The 17,462-nt window shown below is 72.8% G+C and carries 15 protein-coding genes; 8 read left to right on the top strand and 7 right to left on the bottom strand.

Translation table 11 applies throughout. The features are described from left to right. Positions 1–119 precede the first annotated feature (119 nt). Entirely contained in the window at positions 120–974 is an 855-nt protein-coding gene (locus ACLIN4_RS21705; RefSeq protein WP_100046852.1) for a bifunctional methylenetetrahydrofolate dehydrogenase/methenyltetrahydrofolate cyclohydrolase, read from the bottom strand. 272 nt (positions 975–1,246) lie between these two features. Between ACLIN4_RS21705 and ACLIN4_RS21700 the strand changes: the two genes are divergently transcribed. From ACLIN4_RS21700 to ACLIN4_RS21685, 4 genes are all read left to right on the top strand, one after another. Further along, positions 1,247–1,828: a hypothetical protein gene (locus ACLIN4_RS21700; protein WP_100046851.1), complete on the top strand. Its 582-nt coding sequence runs from the start codon at positions 1,247–1,249 to the stop codon at positions 1,826–1,828. 126 nt (positions 1,829–1,954) lie between these two features. Beyond that, positions 1,955–2,701 (top strand): FHA domain-containing protein, encoded by a 747-nt coding sequence (locus tag ACLIN4_RS21695; protein WP_179342514.1) that lies wholly within the window; start codon positions 1,955–1,957, stop codon positions 2,699–2,701. Continuing rightward, positions 2,698–4,263 carry a protein kinase domain-containing protein gene (locus ACLIN4_RS21690; RefSeq protein ID WP_411576129.1) on the top strand — a complete coding sequence of 522 codons (1,566 nt, stop codon included), beginning with the start codon at positions 2,698–2,700 and terminating at the stop codon, positions 4,261–4,263. Before ACLIN4_RS21695 ends, ACLIN4_RS21690 begins: the two co-directional genes overlap by 4 nt. A 97-nt stretch (positions 4,264–4,360) precedes the next feature. Further along, positions 4,361–4,831 carry a hypothetical protein gene (locus tag ACLIN4_RS21685; RefSeq protein WP_100046849.1) on the top strand — a complete coding sequence of 157 codons (471 nt, stop codon included), beginning with the start codon at positions 4,361–4,363 and terminating at the stop codon, positions 4,829–4,831. A gap of 122 nt (positions 4,832–4,953) precedes the next feature. On the opposite strand, the gene ACLIN4_RS21680 is transcribed toward ACLIN4_RS21685, so the two are convergent. Continuing rightward, a complete protein-coding gene (locus tag ACLIN4_RS21680) occupies positions 4,954–5,967 on the bottom strand; it encodes a helix-turn-helix domain-containing protein (RefSeq protein WP_290013973.1) in 1,014 nt (337 codons plus the stop codon). A 250-nt stretch (positions 5,968–6,217) separates the two neighbouring features. Here ACLIN4_RS21680 and ACLIN4_RS21675 point away from each other — a divergent pair, with 250 nt between their 5' ends. Both ACLIN4_RS21675 and ACLIN4_RS21670 read left to right on the top strand, forming a co-directional pair. Beyond that, positions 6,218–7,150 carry a hypothetical protein gene (locus ACLIN4_RS21675; protein WP_411576128.1) on the top strand — a complete coding sequence of 311 codons (933 nt, stop codon included), beginning with the start codon at positions 6,218–6,220 and terminating at the stop codon, positions 7,148–7,150. A gap of 113 nt (positions 7,151–7,263) precedes the next feature. After that, positions 7,264–7,716 (top strand): peptidase inhibitor family I36 protein, encoded by a 453-nt coding sequence (locus ACLIN4_RS21670; RefSeq protein ID WP_107480260.1) that lies wholly within the window; start codon positions 7,264–7,266, stop codon positions 7,714–7,716. A gap of 92 nt (positions 7,717–7,808) precedes the next feature. Here ACLIN4_RS21670 and purH read toward each other — a convergent pair whose 3' ends face one another. Continuing rightward, entirely contained in the window at positions 7,809–9,380 is a 1,572-nt protein-coding gene (gene purH / locus ACLIN4_RS21665) for a bifunctional phosphoribosylaminoimidazolecarboxamide formyltransferase/IMP cyclohydrolase (RefSeq protein WP_289904608.1), read from the bottom strand. Further along, the gene (purN, locus tag ACLIN4_RS21660; RefSeq protein WP_289904610.1) at positions 9,377–10,015 is read right to left on the bottom strand and encodes a phosphoribosylglycinamide formyltransferase; all 639 of its coding nucleotides are present in this window, start codon (positions 10,013–10,015) and stop codon (positions 9,377–9,379) included. The genes purH and purN overlap by 4 nt, the downstream gene beginning before the upstream one ends. Before the next feature lie 300 nt (positions 10,016–10,315). Between purN and ACLIN4_RS21655 the strand changes: the two genes are divergently transcribed. Then, positions 10,316–11,128: a hypothetical protein gene (locus tag ACLIN4_RS21655; RefSeq protein ID WP_289904613.1), complete on the top strand. Its 813-nt coding sequence runs from the start codon at positions 10,316–10,318 to the stop codon at positions 11,126–11,128. A gap of 312 nt (positions 11,129–11,440) precedes the next feature. Here ACLIN4_RS21655 and ACLIN4_RS21650 read toward each other — a convergent pair whose 3' ends face one another. Continuing rightward, positions 11,441–13,156, bottom strand: a complete 1,716-nt coding sequence (locus ACLIN4_RS21650) for a DUF6350 family protein (RefSeq protein WP_411576127.1) — start codon at positions 13,154–13,156, stop codon at positions 11,441–11,443. 96 nt (positions 13,157–13,252) lie between these two features. Between ACLIN4_RS21650 and ACLIN4_RS21645 the strand changes: the two genes are divergently transcribed. Continuing rightward, positions 13,253–14,740, top strand: a complete 1,488-nt coding sequence (locus ACLIN4_RS21645; RefSeq protein ID WP_307652228.1) for a helix-turn-helix domain-containing protein — start codon at positions 13,253–13,255, stop codon at positions 14,738–14,740. Positions 14,741–14,848: 108 nt separating this feature from the next. Here the strand turns inward: ACLIN4_RS21645 and sucD are convergent, their stop codons facing one another. Both sucD and sucC read right to left on the bottom strand, forming a co-directional pair. Further along, the gene (sucD, locus tag ACLIN4_RS21640; RefSeq protein WP_073724911.1) at positions 14,849–15,733 is read right to left on the bottom strand and encodes a succinate--CoA ligase subunit alpha; all 885 of its coding nucleotides are present in this window, start codon (positions 15,731–15,733) and stop codon (positions 14,849–14,851) included. A gap of 28 nt (positions 15,734–15,761) precedes the next feature. Then, a complete protein-coding gene (gene sucC / locus ACLIN4_RS21635; protein WP_100045435.1) occupies positions 15,762–16,943 on the bottom strand; it encodes an ADP-forming succinate--CoA ligase subunit beta in 1,182 nt (393 codons plus the stop codon). Positions 16,944–17,462: the final 519 nt, after the last annotated feature.

The following is a 17,462-nucleotide window of genomic DNA, read 5'->3' as shown; positions in this document are numbered from 1 at the left end:
CGGTGTCGTCGGGCCCGGGGGGCTCGGAGTGCTCGGGCGCCTTCAGGTTCTCCGAGTGGGTCGGGCTCCCCGAGCGCCCCCCGGCTCCCGAGCGTCCCGAGCGCCCCGCATCGGTGTCCTCAGCCGGCACTGCGCTCCGCCGCCTCCACCACGTTCACGAGCAGCTGGGCCCGGGTCATGGGGCCGACGCCGCCGGGGTTCGGGGAGATCCAGGCGGCGACCTCGGCCACGCCGGGGTGGACGTCGCCCACGATCTTGCCCTCGGCGTTGCGCGAGACGCCGACGTCGAGGACGGCGGCGCCCGGCTTCACGTCCTCGGGGCGGACCAGGTGCGGGGAGCCGGCGGCGGCGACGACGATGTCCGCGCGCTTGAGGTGGGCGGACAGGTCCCGGGTGCCGGTGTGGCACTGGGTCACGGTGGCGTTCTCGCTGCGCCGGGTGAGCAGCAGCGGCATCGGCCGGCCGATGGTGACGCCGCGGCCGACGACCACGACCTCGGCACCCTTGATCTCCACGCCGTAGCGGCGGAGGAGGGTGAGGATGCCGTTGGGGGTGCAGGGCAGCGGCGCCGGCTCGTTCAGGACGAGGCGGCCGAGGTTCATCGGGTGCAGGCCGTCCGCGTCCTTGTCCGGGTCCATCAGTTCCAGGATGCGGTTCTCGTCGATGCCCTTGGGCAGCGGCAGCTGGACGATGTAGCCGGTGCAGGCCGGGTCCTCGTTCAGCTCGCGGACGACCGCCTCGATCTCCTCCTGCGTCGCCGTGGCCGGCAGCTCGCGCTGGATGGACGCGATGCCCACCTGGGCGCAGTCCCGGTGCTTGCCGGCGACGTACTTCTGGCTGCCGGGGTCGTCGCCGACCAGGACGGTGCCGAGGCCGGGCGTGACGCCCCTCTCCTTCAGCGCCGCCACGCGGGCGGTCAGTTCGGACTTGATCGCGGCTGCCGTGGCCTTGCCATCGAGAATCTGGGCGGTCATGCCCCCATCCTCGCGGATGACCGGCCCCGGGTTCCAATCCGGCCGTCCAACGGACACCGCGGGACGCGTCCGCCCGGATTCGCACATGATCGGCGTTGTTGCACTTGCACAACACATTGCGCCCGGACTGGACAAGCGAGAGACCGGTCAAGAACGATTGGGGAGCACAGTGCCGCGGGGCCGTACCGGGGGGACGAACCGCTACCAAGAACCTCCTCCGAGTCGCGCCACGCGTCGTCCCCGCACGTGACAGCGACGGAGGAAGTCCCGCCATGAGTTTCGGCGATCCGAACAACCCCTACGGTCCGCCGCAGGGCCAGCAGCCCGGATACGGCAACCAGCAGCCGCCCCAGGGCCAGCCCGGCTACGGCTACCCCCAGGGCCAGCAGCCCGGCTACGGCTACCCGTCGGCGCCGCCCGTCCAGCAGCCCTACGGCGGCGGCGCGCCCACCACCATGCCGGGCACCGTCAGTGCCGCCCGGGTCATGCTGTGGGTGATCGTCGGCCTCCAGGTGATCGGCACGGCCCTGTTCGCCATCTCGGCCGTGGCGGTCGACCAGGCCAAGGACGACCCCGCGTTCGAGGAACTGGCCGACTACCCGACCGGCGTGCTGTGGGCCATCGCGGTGCTCGCGCTGGCGTGGCTCGTCTGGGCGGCCGTCCTGGCGGTGAAGTTCAAGACGGGCGGCAACGGCCTGCGCGTCACCGCCCTGGTGTTCGGCATCCTCACCGCGGTCATCGCCGTGTACCCGTTCACCCTTTTCGGCATCATCCACCTGGTGCTCGGCATCCTCATCGCCGTGTTCGTCGGCAACTCCAACGGCGCCGCCTGGTTCAAGCGCCCGCGCTACTGACGCACCACGGGACGCTTTCGCGCCATTCCCGTCACAGGGCCGTGTCTCACCCGTACGAGGGGACACGGCCCTGGTGCGTCGCAATACCCTGACGCGGGTAGCCGTCAGGCACCGGGGAGACGCACCTTGTACAGCATCATCGTGGTACCTCCGCCGACCACGGAGGACGAACGCACCCGCACCCAGTTCCGGCTCGCACCCGGTGAGCGCCTGCCGTTCGGGCGGTCCGTGCCCGAGGGCGGCCTGCTGATCGGGCACGACGGGGTGTCCCGCAGAGCCGGTGAGATCACCGCCCACGGCACCTTCTGGACCCTGAGCAACCTCTCCGCCCACCAGACCTACGTGGTGGAGAACCCCGAGGGCGCCGGCGAGCACATCAAGGTCGCGCCGGGCCGGCTGGACGCCCCGGTGCCCTTCGAGTTCTCGCGGATCGTGCTGCCCGCCGCGGGCGACCTGCTACCCCTCGAAGTGTGGGCGCCGCGCCACGACTACCTGCGGGCCGAGGACGGCACCGACGGCGAACCGACCGCCCCGGCCTTCTCCGTCGACCGCACCAAGCGCTACTTCGCGGTGCTCGCCGCCCTCTGCGAGCCACGGCTTCGCGGGACGCCGCACGCGCCGCTGCCGACCGTCGAGCAGGTCGTCGAGCGGCTGCGCCCGGGCTGGCCGGCCGCGTCGCGCACGTCCGTGCAGTGGAACATCGACTACCTGGCGGTGAAGCTGCGGCTGAAGCCGGGCCCGGAGACGGCGGAGGCGGGCGCGCGGCTCAACGGCAAGAAGGAGTCCCTGGTGTCCATGGCGCTCCGCTTCGACCTGGTCCGGGAGGACGACCTCGTGGTCCTGACCGCGCCACCGCGCCGGGTACCCCGGTGACCGAGCCGTACGCCGTCCCCGTGCCGAAGGGCTACCGGGTCGGCGGCTGGGAGGTGCGCGCGCCGATCGCGACGGGCGCCTTCGGCAGCGTGTACGAGGCCCGCCGGGTCGGCGACGACGGGTCCGGGCTGCCGCCCACGGCCGCCCTGAAGTTCCTGCCCACCGGCACGGGCACGCCCCGCCAGCTGACGCACCTGCGGGAACTGGTCGACCGCGAGGTCGAGTTGCACCGCAGACTGCGGCGGCCCCGGCTGGTGCGGATGTACGAGACCCTCGTCGTCGACGATCCGGCCCGCCCCGCCCTCGACGGCGCCACCGTCCTCGTACTGGAGAAGGCGGAGGGCTCGCTGTCCGCGCTGCTGTCCGCCGTGCCCCGCCCGGCCGGCGGAACCGCGCTGATCGCCCAGATCTGCGAGGGCCTGGTCCAGCTGCACCGTGCCGGGTGGGTGCACGGGGACCTGAAGCCGGCCAACGTGCTGCTGATGAAGGACGGTTCGGTCCGGCTCGCCGACTTCAACATGGCCGCCGAACTGGAGGGCACCCACGCCTACACGCCCGCCTTCTCCACCCCCGACTACACCCCGCCCGAACTGCTCTGGTCGGAGATCGGCGAACGCGGCCGCCGCATCCGCCCCTCCGCCGACGTCTGGGCCTTCGGCGTCCTCGCCCACCTCGTGCTCACCGGCTCCTTCCCCCTGCCCGGCCCCACCCCGACCGCCCGCCGCGACGCCGCGGCCGCCTACGCGCGCGGCACCGAGGAACTGCGCCTGTCGCCCGAGCTGCCCGAGGCGTGGCGGGAGATCGTGCGCGCCTGTCTGACCCGGACGCACGCCGAACGCATCGGCACGGACGCCCTGTCACGGCGGGTGGCGGCTACCACCGGCAGTGGCACGGGCACCGTCGGGTCCCTCCTGCCGCGCCGCGCACGGTCCCGGCGGCTGGTCCTCACCGCGGCGGCCGCCACCGCGGCCGTCGCCGCGCTGGGGTACGGCATCACCGTCCGCGGCGACGGCGGCGGCCCCGGACCGGGGACCCCGGGCGCCGACGGCACCGCGACCAACGTCTCCGCCGCCTCCTACGGCGCCCGTGAACTGCGCACCGACAAGGGCGTGCCGGCGGCCTACCGTCTGCTGATCGTCGAGACGGCGCACGATTGCGATCGCAAGGAGGTCAGTCCGCCGCTGATCGCCGCCATGCTGAAGGTGGAGAGCGACTTCGACCCGGACCTCTCCGACCCCGCCAAGGACGAGTACGGCATCGCCCGCTGGACCCCGAAGGTGCTGCGCTGGTGGATGAACGAGGACGGCACCCCCGGCGAGACCGTCCCCGAGCCCCCGTTCCCGCCCGCCGAGTCCATCCCGGCGATGGGCCGCTACCTGTGCTGGATCACCCCGCGCCTCGACGCCGGCCTGCCGGGCGACCGCCGGGTGCTGGTCGCCGTGGCCTACCGGACGTCGTACGACAAGGTGAACGACGCGGGCGGAGTTCCCCCGAAGTACCGCGACTACGCCGACCGCGTCGCTCACCACCTCAAGGAGTACACGCCGCCGGGCAGGACGTGACCCTGAGAGTTGCGAGGTACCGCGCGGCGGGCGCCGCGGGCACGGTGTGCTCAGACCGCTCCGGCGGTACGACACCGACGTTCATGGGGGAACAACAGTGAACATCATCAAGCCCGCAGCGCTGCTCCTCGGGGCCTCGGCCCTGGTCGCCGCCTCCACGGTCGCGGCGACCGCCGACGACGCCCCGGGCGGCACCCGGGTGACCGCCCTGCAGCAGGCGGCCGACGAGGTGCTGGCCGACAACCCGAAGCCCCTGCACGTGACCGCCGACGCGGTGAAGTACGAGGGCCTGACCGTCACCGAGGCGCCCCGGACCAAGGGCGCCCAGGACCTGGCCTGCGGCTACGGCCACCTGTGCATGATCGTCAACGGCACCAAGTTCGACTTCTACAAGTGCCAGACCTGGAACCTCACCAACTGGACCGGCGACGGCCCGTTCACCAACAACCAGACGCCGGGCACGGTCGCCAAGTTCTTCAACAAGGACGGCAGCGTCCGCTGGACGTCGACGGCCTACCAGGCGGGCACGGCGACCTGGGACCCGATCTGGTCGCTGCGCCCCTGCTGACCCGCTCCGCGGAGCCTGCCCGGACGGCGGCCCCCGGCCTCCCCCCCCCTCAAGGGAGGAGGCCGGGGGCCGCCTCACGCCGGGCCCGGCCTTCCGACGGGGCGGCCGGCGGCCCGTCGGCGTCACGGCGTGCCGCGGGACCTCGTCAGGGCCGCCCGCAGCACGGACGCCCCCGTCGGTGTGAGGGTGTGCAGCACGGTCGCGCCGTGCCGCACGCTGGTGACGAGCCCCGCGTCCCGTAACGCGCCGGCGTGCCGACTGGCCGAGGACGCCGCCACCCCGGCGGCCCGGGCGATCTCACCGGTCGTGGCACCGGCCGCCACGGTGTGCAGGGTGACGGCCCGCGCCCGCCCGAGCAGGGCGGTCAGGGACACGGCGGGTGAGCCGGCCGGATGGCCCGGCGGCGGCGCGGACGGCTCGTGGATCAGTGGATAGATCATGGCCGGGGGCAGGGCGGGGTCGGCGAGGGTGACGGGCCGCTGCCAGTTGAAGTACGACGGGACCAGGAGCACTCCGCGACCGTTCAGACGCAGGTCCCGGTCGACGGCAGGGTGGTATTCGACGTGCAGGACGGAGCGTTCCCAGCGCATCGTGGGGCGGAGGCCGGCCAGCATGCCCTCGACGCCGCCGTCCATGAGCCCCCGGCAGCGGGCCGCCCGTTCGGCCTCGATGCGGGCGTGGATGACTTCCTCGTACGGGGCGATGGCGGCCTCGTAGTAGGCGCGCAGCACCCCCACCAGTTCCTTGCGGATCGACAACTCGCCCAGCCTCGGTGCCCACGAGGGTGCTCCTACGACCCGGTCGAGGTGGGCGACCTCCTTCAGGACCCGGCGCCGCGGCGTGGCCAGGATGCCTTCGAGTCCGGCCTCGAGGCCGTCGGCGGCGTGGGTGGGCGTGAGGAAGTCCGGGAAGTAGGCCGCTCGCGGGAACAGCGGCAGCAGCATGGTGCGGAGCGCGTGCTCCATCCCCATGTCGCGCAACCGTTGCCGGATGGTGCGGTACCACTCCGCGTAGGCCCAGCGGCCCTGCCGGGTCTGGAGGCGGTGGAGGCTGGTGGCAATCTCCCACAAGGGGTGCGGCGCGCTGGAGAGTCTGGTTCTGGCCAGGTCGGCATCGCCGAAATGGACGCGTAACATCTCGTTCCCCCGAACTGAGTTTTTACGGTCGATTGACTTTAACTTGGCATGCCCCTGATGCGGCTGCGAAAGTTCCCGGCCCTCGGCGTCAGGAGCGGTATCTCCACGCACGGAACATCTGGTTCCCCGACCCGGCCTGGGCTTTTGCACTGAACCGCAACGGCATGGCGGGGCGCAGCACCGCTGGGCGATCGTGGGACTCGTGCCGACCACGGGGGGTGGCACCGCGGCAGACGGGGGTTGCACCAGCATGAAGCGAGCGTTGGCCGCCGGCTGCGGCGGCGCGTTGATCACCGCGGTCGCGGCGACCGGATGCACGGTCGGAGTCAGTGGCCCGGCGGGTCCCACCGCGTCCGAGAGGGCCGAGGTGGCCGGAGGCCAGGGGCGCCGACTGACGGACGACGAGCGGATCCTGCTGCAGCGCGCGGAAGCAGTGCTCGTGAAGAAGTGCATGGAGCGCCACGGTTTCAAGTACTGGGTGGGCCCGCTGCCGACCGCCGACGAACTCAAGGGCGGCGGTTACGTGCTCACCGACGTCGGCTGGGCGAAGCGGCACGGTTACGGCAGCCGGCTCCAGGAGAGGCTCAAGGACGCCCAGCACCGCGACCGCAACCACGCGTACGCCGATTCACTCCCGGAGAAGGAACGTATCCGCTACGGCAAGGCTCTCGAAGGCGGCCCGTCGGCGGGGATGCTGACGGCCGAACTGCCCGGGGGCGGCACCGTGAGGACTCCTCGCGAAAGCTGTCAGACCGACGCCAAGGAACGGCTGTACGGCGACTTCGACCGGTGGTTCAAGGCCGAGAAGACCGCCACGAACCTCACCTCCGTCTACGTCACGGACCTCCTCCGGGACCGGCGCTTCGTCGGCGCCGTCGAGAAGTGGGCCGCGTGCATGCGCGACGCCGGCCACGCGTACGCCGACCCGCCGGCGGTACGGGAGGCGCTGCCGCGGCTCACCGAAGGACTGGACGCGGACCGGGCGTTCGCCACCGAGGTGCGGCTGGCGGTCGCCGAGGCCACCTGCGCCACCGAGACACCGCTCGCCGAGACGGCACGGGCGCTGGACGGCGAGTACCGCGAGAAGCGGCTCACCGAGTACGCCGACGACATCGCCGCCTACGAGCGGATGAGCCTCGCCGCCCTGGCCCGCGCCGAGGACGTCACCGGCTCGACCACCTGACGCCGCCCGGACGCCCGGACGCCCGGCGAGACCGTGCACCCCAGACTTCCGCAGCGCCTCGCCGCGGAGGAACGACCACCGCACCGGACCACCACACCAAGGAGCGATGCATCATGCGCAAGACTCTCGCCGCAGCCGCCACCCTCGGCCTCGCGACGCTCGGGGTCCTCGTCCCCGCGTCCGGCGCCCAGGCCTCCGCGGCGTGCGACAACGCCTGGCACAGCGCGGCGTCCGGGTACTTCTACGCGTACGACCACGACAACTGCAGCGGCCAGCTCGGCAGGGACGTCGACGACGACGCCCACTGGGCCGACAGCTCCGGTGCGTTCCAGGGCGGCGACAACGACGACGCCCAGTCACTCCTGCACAAGGGGACCTCCGGCATGGCCGTCAAGGTCTACCAGCACGCGAACTACGGCGGCGGCCACGCCTGCCTCGCGAAGTCCGAGTACTACATGAGCGACCTCTCCGGTCAGAAGTTCAGCAACGGCGCCTGGGTGAACCAGAGCATCAGCTCCCACAAGTGGGTCTGGCACGCGGACTGCGGCAAGTTCCTGGACTCCTGATCCGGCCCGCTTCCCGGGGCGCGTGACGCACGGGGGCACCGCCGGTCGTCGACCGGCGGTGCCCTCGCCTGTCCGGGTCAGCGCGCCGCGGCTCAGTGGAAGAAGTGCCGCGTGCCCGTGAAGTACATCGTCACGCCGGCCTTCTTCGCCGCCTCGACGACCAGCTCGTCGCGGACCGAGCCGCCGGGCTGGACCACCGCCTTCACGCCGGCCGCGGTGAGGATCTCCAGGCCGTCCGGGAAGGGGAAGAACGCGTCGGAGGCGGCGTACGCGCCCTGCGCGCGCTCGGCGCCCGCCCGCTCCACCGCGAGCTTCGCGGAGTCGACCCGGTTGACCTGGCCCATGCCGACGCCGACCGAGGCGCCGTCCTTGGCGAGGAGGATCGCGTTGGACTTGACGGCCCGGCACGCCTTCCAGGCGAAGGCCAGCTCGGCCAGCTCCGCCTCGGACAGCGCCTCGCCGGTGGCGAGGGTCCAGGTGGCCGGGTCGTCGCCCTCGGCCTGGAGGCGGTCGGTGACCTGGAGGAGGGCGCCGCCGTCGATGGGCTTGACCTCGACCGGGGCGGCGGGGGCCTCGGGGGCGCGCAGCACGCGGATGTTCTTCTTCTTGGTGAGGGCCTCGAGGGCGCCGTCCTCGTAGTCCGGCGCGACGATGACCTCGGTGAAGATCTCGGCGACCTGCTCGGCCATCTCCTTGGAGACCGGGCGGTTGACCGCGATCACGCCGCCGAACGCGGACAGCGGGTCGCAGGCGTGCGCCTTGCGGTGCGCCTCGGCGACGTCCGCGCCGACGGCGATGCCGCACGGGTTGGCGTGCTTGATGATCGCGACGCAGGGCTCGGCGTGGTCGTACGCGGCACGACGGGCGGCGTCCGTGTCCGTGTAGTTGTTGTACGACATCTCCTTGCCGTGCAGCTGCTCGGCCTGCGCGAGGCCGCCGCCCTCGGGGGAGGTGTAGAGCGCGGCGGGCTGGTGCGGGTTCTCGCCGTAGCGCAGGGTGTGGGCGCGCTCGTAGGTGGCGCCGAGGAAGTCGGGGAACGAGGAGTCGTCCACGGGGGCGTACTCGCTCGCGAACCAGGAGGCGACGGCCACGTCGTACGCGGCGGTGTGCTGGAAGGCCTCGGCGGCCAGCCGCTTGCGGGCGGCGAGGTCGAAGCCGCCGTCCTTGACCGCGGAGAGCACGTCGGCGTACCGGGCGGGGCTGGTGACGACCGCGACGGAGGGGTGGTTCTTGGCCGCGGCGCGGACCATCGAGGGGCCGCCGATGTCGATCTGCTCGACGCACTCGTCGGGGGTGGCGCCCGAGGCGACGGTCTCCCGGAACGGGTAGAGGTTGACCACGACCAGGTCGAACGGCGCCACGCCCAGCTCGTCGAGCTGCTGCCGGTGGCTGTCCAGGCGCAGGTCGGCGAGGATGCCGGCGTGCACCTTGGGGTGCAGGGTCTTGACCCGGCCGTCCAGGCACTCGGGGAAGCCGGTCAGCTCCTCGACCTTGGTGACGGGGACACCGGCGGCGGAGATGCGGCCGGCCGTGGAGCCGGTGGAGACGAGTTCGACGCCCGCCTCGTGGAGCCCGCGGGCGAGGTCCTCGAGCCCGGTCTTGTCGTAGACGCTGACGAGCGCGCGACGGATGGCCCGCTTGTTGCTCTCGGCGGTGGCGGTCACTGGATAACTACCTTTCGTCCCTCAATGCGATAGCCGTTGCGGGCGAGCCGCCCCACGACATCGACGAGCAGCCTTCGCTCGACTTCCTTGATGCGCTCGTGCAGAGCGCTCTCGTCGTCCTCGTCCCGGACCTCCACCACGCCCTGCGCGATGATCGGCCCGGTGTCGACGCCGTCGTCGACGAAGTGGACGGTGCAGCCGGTGACCCTGGCGCCGTACGCGAGCGCGTCCCGCACACCGTGGGCCCCCGGGAAACTGGGGAGGAGCGCGGGGTGGGTGTTGACGAACCGCCCGCCGAACCGCGCCAGGAACTCCTTCCCCACGATCTTCATGAACCCGGCCGAGACGACGAGGTCCGGCTCGTGGGCGGCGACGGCCTCGGCGAGCGCCGCGTCCCACTCCTCCCGGGTCCCGTAGTCCTTGACCTTCGTCACGAAGGTCGGCAGCCCGGCGCGCTCGGCGCGCGCGAGCCCCTCGATGCCGTCGCGGTCGGCGCCGACCGCGACGATCTCGGCTCCGTAGGTCTCGACGCCGGTGGCGGCGATCTCGTCGAGGAGCGCCTGGAGGTTGGTGCCGGATCCGGAGACCAGCACCACTAGGCGCTTGGCTCGCTGGGCCACGGGCTTGGCGGCCACGGTGGGGGCCTTTCTCGGGGGAGCGGGTCTTCACGGCCGTACGTTTTGTACGTTCATCCGTTTGTGTGGTCGTACGAATGCTTCGCGCCCCGGGATACGGGGAAGTCTACGAAGCGGCCGACCGTCAGCAACGATACCGGCACACCGGACGGCCCCCTCGGGACGGGGGCGTGGCCGGAAGGTAGCGTCTGCGTGGAGCCGGACCGGGAACGTGGCCCGCGTGCCACACGTTCACCGGTCGGGCCGACCAGTTCGCCCGTTCGTCACCGTCAAGATCGCCAAGGGGAAGACGCTCACTTGATGCCGGACCGCAGCCTGCGACTGCTCACGCTCCCCCAGCAGTCGGCGCAGCCAGGGGAGCGCAGCACCGTGTTGCTGCGGGAGCGTCCCTCCTCACCGCCCGACACCCCCTCGGACCGGAGGGACGGCGGCGGGCAGGACGGCGCCGACGACAAGAAGACCGACAGGGACAATCCGTTCGCCCCGCCCCCGGAGGGCACGCCGGACAGCCCCTGGCAGCCGCGGCACCCGTCGGGTGACGGTGACGGCCAGGGCTCTTCCGGTCCACAGGGCGGTGGCGGCCGTTCCCCGTGGGGCGGCCAGTGGAGCGACCGCCAGCCCGGCCGCTCCTCGGGCGGCTTCGGTGAGCGTCCCGGCGGTGCCGGTTCCGGCCCCGAGGGCCCGGGCGGCGGCACGGGTCCGCGCTGGGACCCGACGGACCCGGCCCAGCGCCGCGCCCGCTACGCCCTGCTGAGCGGCATGTGGGCCCTGTTCTTCGCCCTCTTCACCTGGCCGTACGTGGCCCTGCTGCTCGGCGCGCTCGCCCTCTACTGGGGCATCAGCGCCCTGCGCACCAAGCCGCGTGCCGCCTCCGACCCGGACACCCCGGCCCGGCCGGCCGAGCAGACCGGCCGCCCGCAGCGCACGGCGGCGATCAGCGGCCTGGTCACGTCCTCGCTCGCCATCCTGCTGGTCGCCGCGTCCTTCGGCGCCCAGCTGGTCTACAGCGACTACTACACCTGCCGCAACGACGCCCTCACCAACGAGGCGAAGCAGGCCTGCGACCGCCACCTGCCCGAGCAACTGCGGGATCTGCTGGGTACGGAGGGCTGAGAGCCGGGACGCCGGGCGACGGTGCTTCTGGGCTGCCACCACGGGACGCTCCGGGACGCCGGTGGCGGCGCTTCAGGCCGCGCACGGGACTGTTCCGGGACACCGGCCGGCAGCGCTTCAGGCTGCCGCCACGGGACGCTCCGGGACGCCGGGCGCGCTCCATTCAGCCCGTCCGGCGTTTGAGGACGAGGCCCGTTCAGGGCCGAAGCGGGGGTCTGGGGGCGGCAGCCCCCAGGGACGGGAAGGGCGGGGGCGGCGGGGGCGAAGGAAGCCCCCGCGGCACACGTCCGAGGCGGACCCACCGCTCACGGCTCACGGCGCCCGCGGCGGCCGGCGCCCAGGAGAGTCCACCGGCAGAAAATCATACGGCGAGTCGGCACCACCGCCACCAGCACGACCGCCACCTGCACCACCACCGCCGCCCCCGCCCCCGCCCCCGTCGTAGAGCCCGAACGACACAGCGTCCTCGTCGGCCTGCTCCCCTCCCGCTCCCCCGGCGCCCTCACGGCGCCCCCTGAACGGCGACGGCACCCACCCCCACCGCCGCGCACCCCCGTCACCACTCGCCACGCCCGCCCCCGGCGCCTCCGCCTCCTTCCCCCGCGCCGCCGTGGCAGCCCCCCACACCCGCCACACCCGCACCACCAGCGCCACCGGCACCGCCACCACCCCGATCCACCCCAGCACCGCTCCCCCGACCTGCCACCACACCGGCCCGAAGCGGGCGAGGGCGGCGCTCCCGAGCGGCCCGCCCGCCAACGCGGCCAGCAGGGCGACGAGCACCGCGCACAGCACGGCGGCCACGACGGCGGCGCCGACGGTCCGCCGCCAGGACCACACCGCGACGCCGTCGTCGCCCCCCGGCACCCGACGCACCCCCGGCACCACCTCCCCGCCCACGCCCGCCGTGGCCGCCCGTGCCGTGAACCACCCCACCACCGCCCCCGCCGCCAACGGCACCGCCCCGGCCGCCCAGTGCAGCGGCGTGCCCGGCCCCGCGTCCGGCACCGCCGCCAGCAGGGGAAACGGCGGCAACAACGCCGCCGGCGCGGAGGAGAACGGGTCCACGACATGACCGGTGCCGAGCACGAAGCCCGGCCCCAGGGCGTACGCCGCCGCCCACACCGCCGCGTTCGGCACCAGCGTCAGGCAGAGCAGCAGCACGGCGAACCGCCCCGCCCACCCCTCGGTCAACCGCAGGAACGCGTCCTGCGCGGCGGCTCCGTGCCAGACCAGTGACACCGCGAGCAGCAGCGCACCGCCCCCGACGAGCACCGCCGCACCGGCGCCCGCGGCGCGCGTGGCGGCGCCCAGGCGGGCGTCCGGCTCCACGATCAGCACCCGCAGGTTCCGGGGCAGCACCCGCAGCACCCGGCCCACCGGGCCGCCCGGACGGCCGAACGCCGTCCACACCCCGGCGCCCGCCGCGCCCATGGTGACCAGGGGCAGGCACAGCACCGTCCACCACCAAGAGGGCCGCAGCGCACCGTCGGCCGAGTACAGCACGACGGGCGTGGCGACGGCGAGGTAGCCGAGCACGACCCCCGTCCAGGCGTTGCGCGCGGAGACCGGCGGCGGCCCGGCATCCCGCGGGCCCCCGCCGCCAGGACGCCCGCCGGCCCCGGGCTTCACGCCCGCCCCCACGGCCACCCCCACGCCGTCCCCGGGGTCCGTGGCGTCCCGGGCCGCGCGGTGCAGCAGCCAGCCCGGCAGCAGGAGCAGCAACAGCGGGGTGACGCCCATGGGTGCGGGGGTGCCGGAGAGCGTGTCGGCACGGACCAGTTCGGCCCCGTGCGCCAGCACCCACAGCGCCGCGGCGACGTGCAGCGTGGCACCGGGTCCGTTGTCCGGGTACGGCGAACTGAACCAAAGCACCGTCACGAGCACGGCGCAGGAGGCCAGTCCCAGCCCCGCCGCGACCGCTCCGCCGAGGAGGCCGGCGGCCAGGCCGGGCGACCGGTCGCGCCAACGGGTGCGCAGCAGGGACAGCGGGGCTCGGCGAGCGGTCGTCTGCATCACGCCCGCCATGCTCCCAACGACACGCGCTTTACCGGCGTAACAGGCGAAGCCCCGCTGTGTCGCCCAATATATGTTTATGTACTTTTTCGTACGAAGGGGCACCCTGTGACACGGAGCCCCGCAACCCCGCTCCCTCCTCCCAAGGCACGCCGACGCCTGCGTGAGTCCGCCGCGCTGACGCAGGCTCAGCTCGCGGCGCGGATGGGTGTCACCCGCGAGACGGTACGTGCGTGGGAGTCCGGCCGCACCGCTCCCCGCGGCCGCAAACGGGAGGCGTACGCGAAGCTGCTGAACACCCTGGCCGAGGAGGCGGCGGCGCGGCGGGCCAGGCCGTCGCTCACACCGGAGCCGGACCGGAACGCGCGCCCGGAGCCGGAACAGGCGCCGGTGCCCGTCGTCGTGGCCGTCGGATCCGGTGGGCCGCGCGCCCCCGAGGAGGCCGCCGACAGCCTCGTACTCCCCGCGAAGCCGCTGGGCGAGTGTGAGCTGAGTCCGGGGCCGGAGCCGGAGGCCGAGTCGACGCCGGGTCCGACGCCGGGTCCGAGGCCGGATCAGGAGCCCGGACAGGAGCCCGGACAGGGGCCGGATCAGGGGTCGCAAGCGGAACCGGAATCAGCACCGGAAGCGGTATCGCTGTCGCAGTCGGAATCGGGGTCGGACCTGCAACGGGCCCCGGAACCCGCATCGGCGGCGGCGCTGAACCCCGAATCCGACCGGGGCCCGGCCCGGGACCCGGACCCGGCTCCAATCCCGGAACCGACCCCCGGCGCGGACCCACCGCAGCCCGGACCGGCCGTCCTGACTCCCGCTCAGGCCTTCGACGCGCTGTACGAGTTCAGCGCCCCGTCCCTCGTACGCCAGACCTACCTGCTGACCGGCCGCCGCGAACTGGCGCGCGAGTCGGTGGAGCGTGCCTTCCAGGTCGCCTGGGAACGCTGGCCCGAGGTGGCCCGCGACCGCGATCCGGTGGGCTGGGTGCGGGCGACGGCGTACGAGTACGCGCTCTCGCCCTGGCACCGGTTCCGGCTGCGCCACCGGCACCCCGAGCCGCCGCCCGCCGATCCCGGCGACCGCACGCTCCTGAACACCCTGCTCAGGCTTCCCCCGCCACACCGCCGCACGCTCCTGCTGTACGACGGTGTCGGTCTGGACCTGCCCGAGACCGCGGCGGAGACCGAGGCGAGCACCCCGGCGGCGGCGAACCGGCTGATGCGGGCCCGCGAGGCCCTCGCCGACCGGCTGCCCGAACTGGCCGACCCTCAGGTGCTGCACCGTCGGCTGGCCGAGCTGGCCTCGACCGAGCGGCTGCGGGCGTCCGAACCGCCGACGGTACGCAGGGGCAGCGAGCGCCGGGCGCGTTTCCTGACCCGGGCCGCGATCGCCTTCACGGTCGCCCTCATCGGGACCACGGCCCTGACCCTGCGCACGGCGCCCACGCACTACGAACCGCCGGTGTCCCCCGGGGAGACGGTGCGCGGGGTGCCGCCCAGGGTCGCGCCGGGACCGCTGTCGGACGAGCAGCTGGAGCTGCGGCAGAAGCTGCGGGACCAGTTGCAGGACGGGCCGGAACGGCTGGCGCCCCTCGTCGAATGACACCGCCCCGCCCCGACGACGCGACGCCGTACGCCGAGTGGGCCCGTCCCCTGACGAGGACGGGCCCACTCGGTGTGGTGCGCTGTGCGCTACGCGCACGGAAGGCGCTCAGCCGGCCAGGATCTCCCGGGCGAGCTTCGCCGTCTCGGTCGGCGTCTTGCCGACCTTGACGCCGGCGGCCTCCAGGGCCTCCTTCTTCGCCTGGGCGGTGCCGGACGAACCGGAGACGATGGCGCCGGCGTGGCCCATGGTCTTGCCCTCGGGCGCGGTGAAGCCCGCGACGTAGCCGACGACCGGCTTGGTCACGTTGGCCTTGATGAAGTCGGCCGCGCGCTCCTCGGCGTCGCCGCCGATCTCGCCGATCATGACGATCAGGTCGGTCTCGGGGTCGGCCTCGAACGCGGCGAGCGCGTCGATGTGCGTGGTGCCGATGATCGGGTCGCCACCGATGCCGACGGCGGTCGAGAAGCCGATGTCACGCAGCTCGTACATCATCTGGTACGTCAGCGTGCCGGACTTCGAGACCAGGCCGATGCGGCCCGGCTTGGTGATGTCGCCCGGGATGATGCCGACGTTGGACTGGCCCGGCGTGATGATGCCGGGGCAGTTCGGGCCGATGATCCGGGTCTTGTTGCCCTTCTTGCCCGCGTAGGCCCAGAAGGCGGCCGAGTCGTGCACGGCGATGCCCTCGGTGATCACGACGGCCAGCGGGATCTCGGCGTCGATGGCCTCGACGACGGCGTCCTTGGTGAACTTCTCCGGCACGAAGATGACGGAGACGTTGGCGCCGGTCTTCTCGATGGCCTCCTTGACGGTGCCGAAGACCGGTACCTCGTTGCCGTCGAAGTCCACGGACTGACCCGCCTTGCGCGGGTTGACGCCGCCCACGACGTTGGTGCCGTCGCCGAGCATGAGCTTGGTGTGCTTCATGCCGGTGGCGCCGGTCATGCCCTGGACGATGACCTTGCTGTCCTTGTTGAGCCAGATAGCCATGGTGTGTTGGTGTCCTCGTCCTGAGTGCTTACTTGGCGGCGTGGGCCAGCTCGGCGGCCTTGTCGGCCGCGCCGTCCATGGTGTCGACGCGCTGGACCAGCGGGTGGTTGGCGTCGGTGAGGATCTTGCGGCCCAGCTCGGCGTTGTTGCCGTCGAGGCGGACGACGAGCGGCTTCTCGACCTTCTCGCCGCGGTCCTCGAGGAGCTTCAGCGCCTGGACGATGCCGTTGGCGACCTCGTCGCAGGCGGTGATGCCGCCGAACACGTTGACGAACACGGAGCGGACGTCCGGGTCGCCGAGGATGATCTCCAGGCCGTTCGCCATGACCTGGGCGGAGGCACCGCCACCGATGTCCAGGAAGTTGGCGGGCTTGACGTTGCCGTGCTTCTCACCGGCGTACGCGACGACGTCGAGGGTGCTCATGACGAGACCCGCGCCGTTGCCGATGATGCCGACCTCGCCGTCGAGCTTGACGTAGTTGAGGTTCTTCTCCTTGGCGGCGGCCTCGAGCGGGTTGGCCGCGGCCTTGTCGTGGAGCTCCTCGAAGTCCGGGTGACGGAACTCGGCGTTGTCGTCGAGCGACACCTTGCCGTCGAGGGCGATGACGTCACCGGAGGCGACCTTGGCCAGCGGGTTGACCTCGACCAGGAGGGCGTCCTCCTTGATGAAGGTGTCCCACAGCTTGACCAGGATGTCGGCGACCTTGTCGGCGACCTCGGCCGGGAACTTCGCGGCCTCGACGATCTCGCGCGCCTTCTCGGGCGTCACGCCGTCGATCGCGTCGATCGGGGTCTTGGCGACGGCCTCCGGACGGGTGGCCGCCACCTCCTCGATCTCCACGCCGCCCTCGACGGAGGCGATGGAGAGGAAGGTGCGGTTGGCACGGTCGAGGAGGAAGGAGACGTAGTACTCCTCGACGATCTCGGGGGCGGTCTCGGCGATCATCACCTTGTGGACCGTGTGGCCCTTGATGTCCATGCCGAGGATGTCCGTCGCGCGGGCGACGGCCTCGTCCGCGGAGGCGGCCAGCTTCACGCCACCGGCCTTGCCACGACCACCGACCTTCACCTGCGCCTTGACGACGGACTTGCCGCCCAGACGCTCGGTGATCTCGCGCGCCGCCTCAGGCGTGTCGATGACTTCACCGGCCAGCACCGGTACATCGTGCTTGGCGAAGAGGTCCCTCGCCTGGTACTCGAACAGGTCCACGCGCTTCCGTCCCTATCAGTGATCTCGCGGTTCGTTGGATGCGTGGGCGTGCCGCGAAGGGCAACGTGACGTCCGCTGTGAGTCACAAGGGAGGCGCACACGGTGTCCGAGCGCGCGGCATGTCCGTCTCGCAGGTTATCGCCGCTTGCGGGGGGTCTCTAAATCGTGGGTCACACCTGAGCGGTGATGCCTGTCACATGATGCCGCGCTCACTGGCACGGGGTGCCTGGTGTGAGGGGGTGCGGGCGGGGCTCGACCGAGGTCGCAGGGTCCCGGAAACGGAGGGAAGGGCCTCACCGGGCTGGGGTTGACCCGGTGAGGCCGTGGAACGCCCCGGACGTCCGCGAGTGCGGCCGTCCGGGGTGCGGGCGGCCGGTCCCCACCCCAATGGGGATCGGCCGGCCCGGTCCGCGGGGCTGCGGCCCGACGGGGGCCGACGGATTTCGGCCGGACCGTCCGGGGCCGCGCGCTCCGCGAAGCCCGTTGGTCGTCTGACGTCCGTCCGATGTCCGGGCCGGT

The sequence above is a fragment of the Streptomyces mutabilis genome, from assembly GCF_046628145.1.
In the GTDB taxonomy this organism is placed as follows: Bacteria; Actinomycetota; Actinomycetes; order Streptomycetales; family Streptomycetaceae; genus Streptomyces; species Streptomyces mutabilis.
Note: the sequence above shows the minus strand (reverse complement) of the source record. Positions and strands in the feature narration are given on the sequence as shown.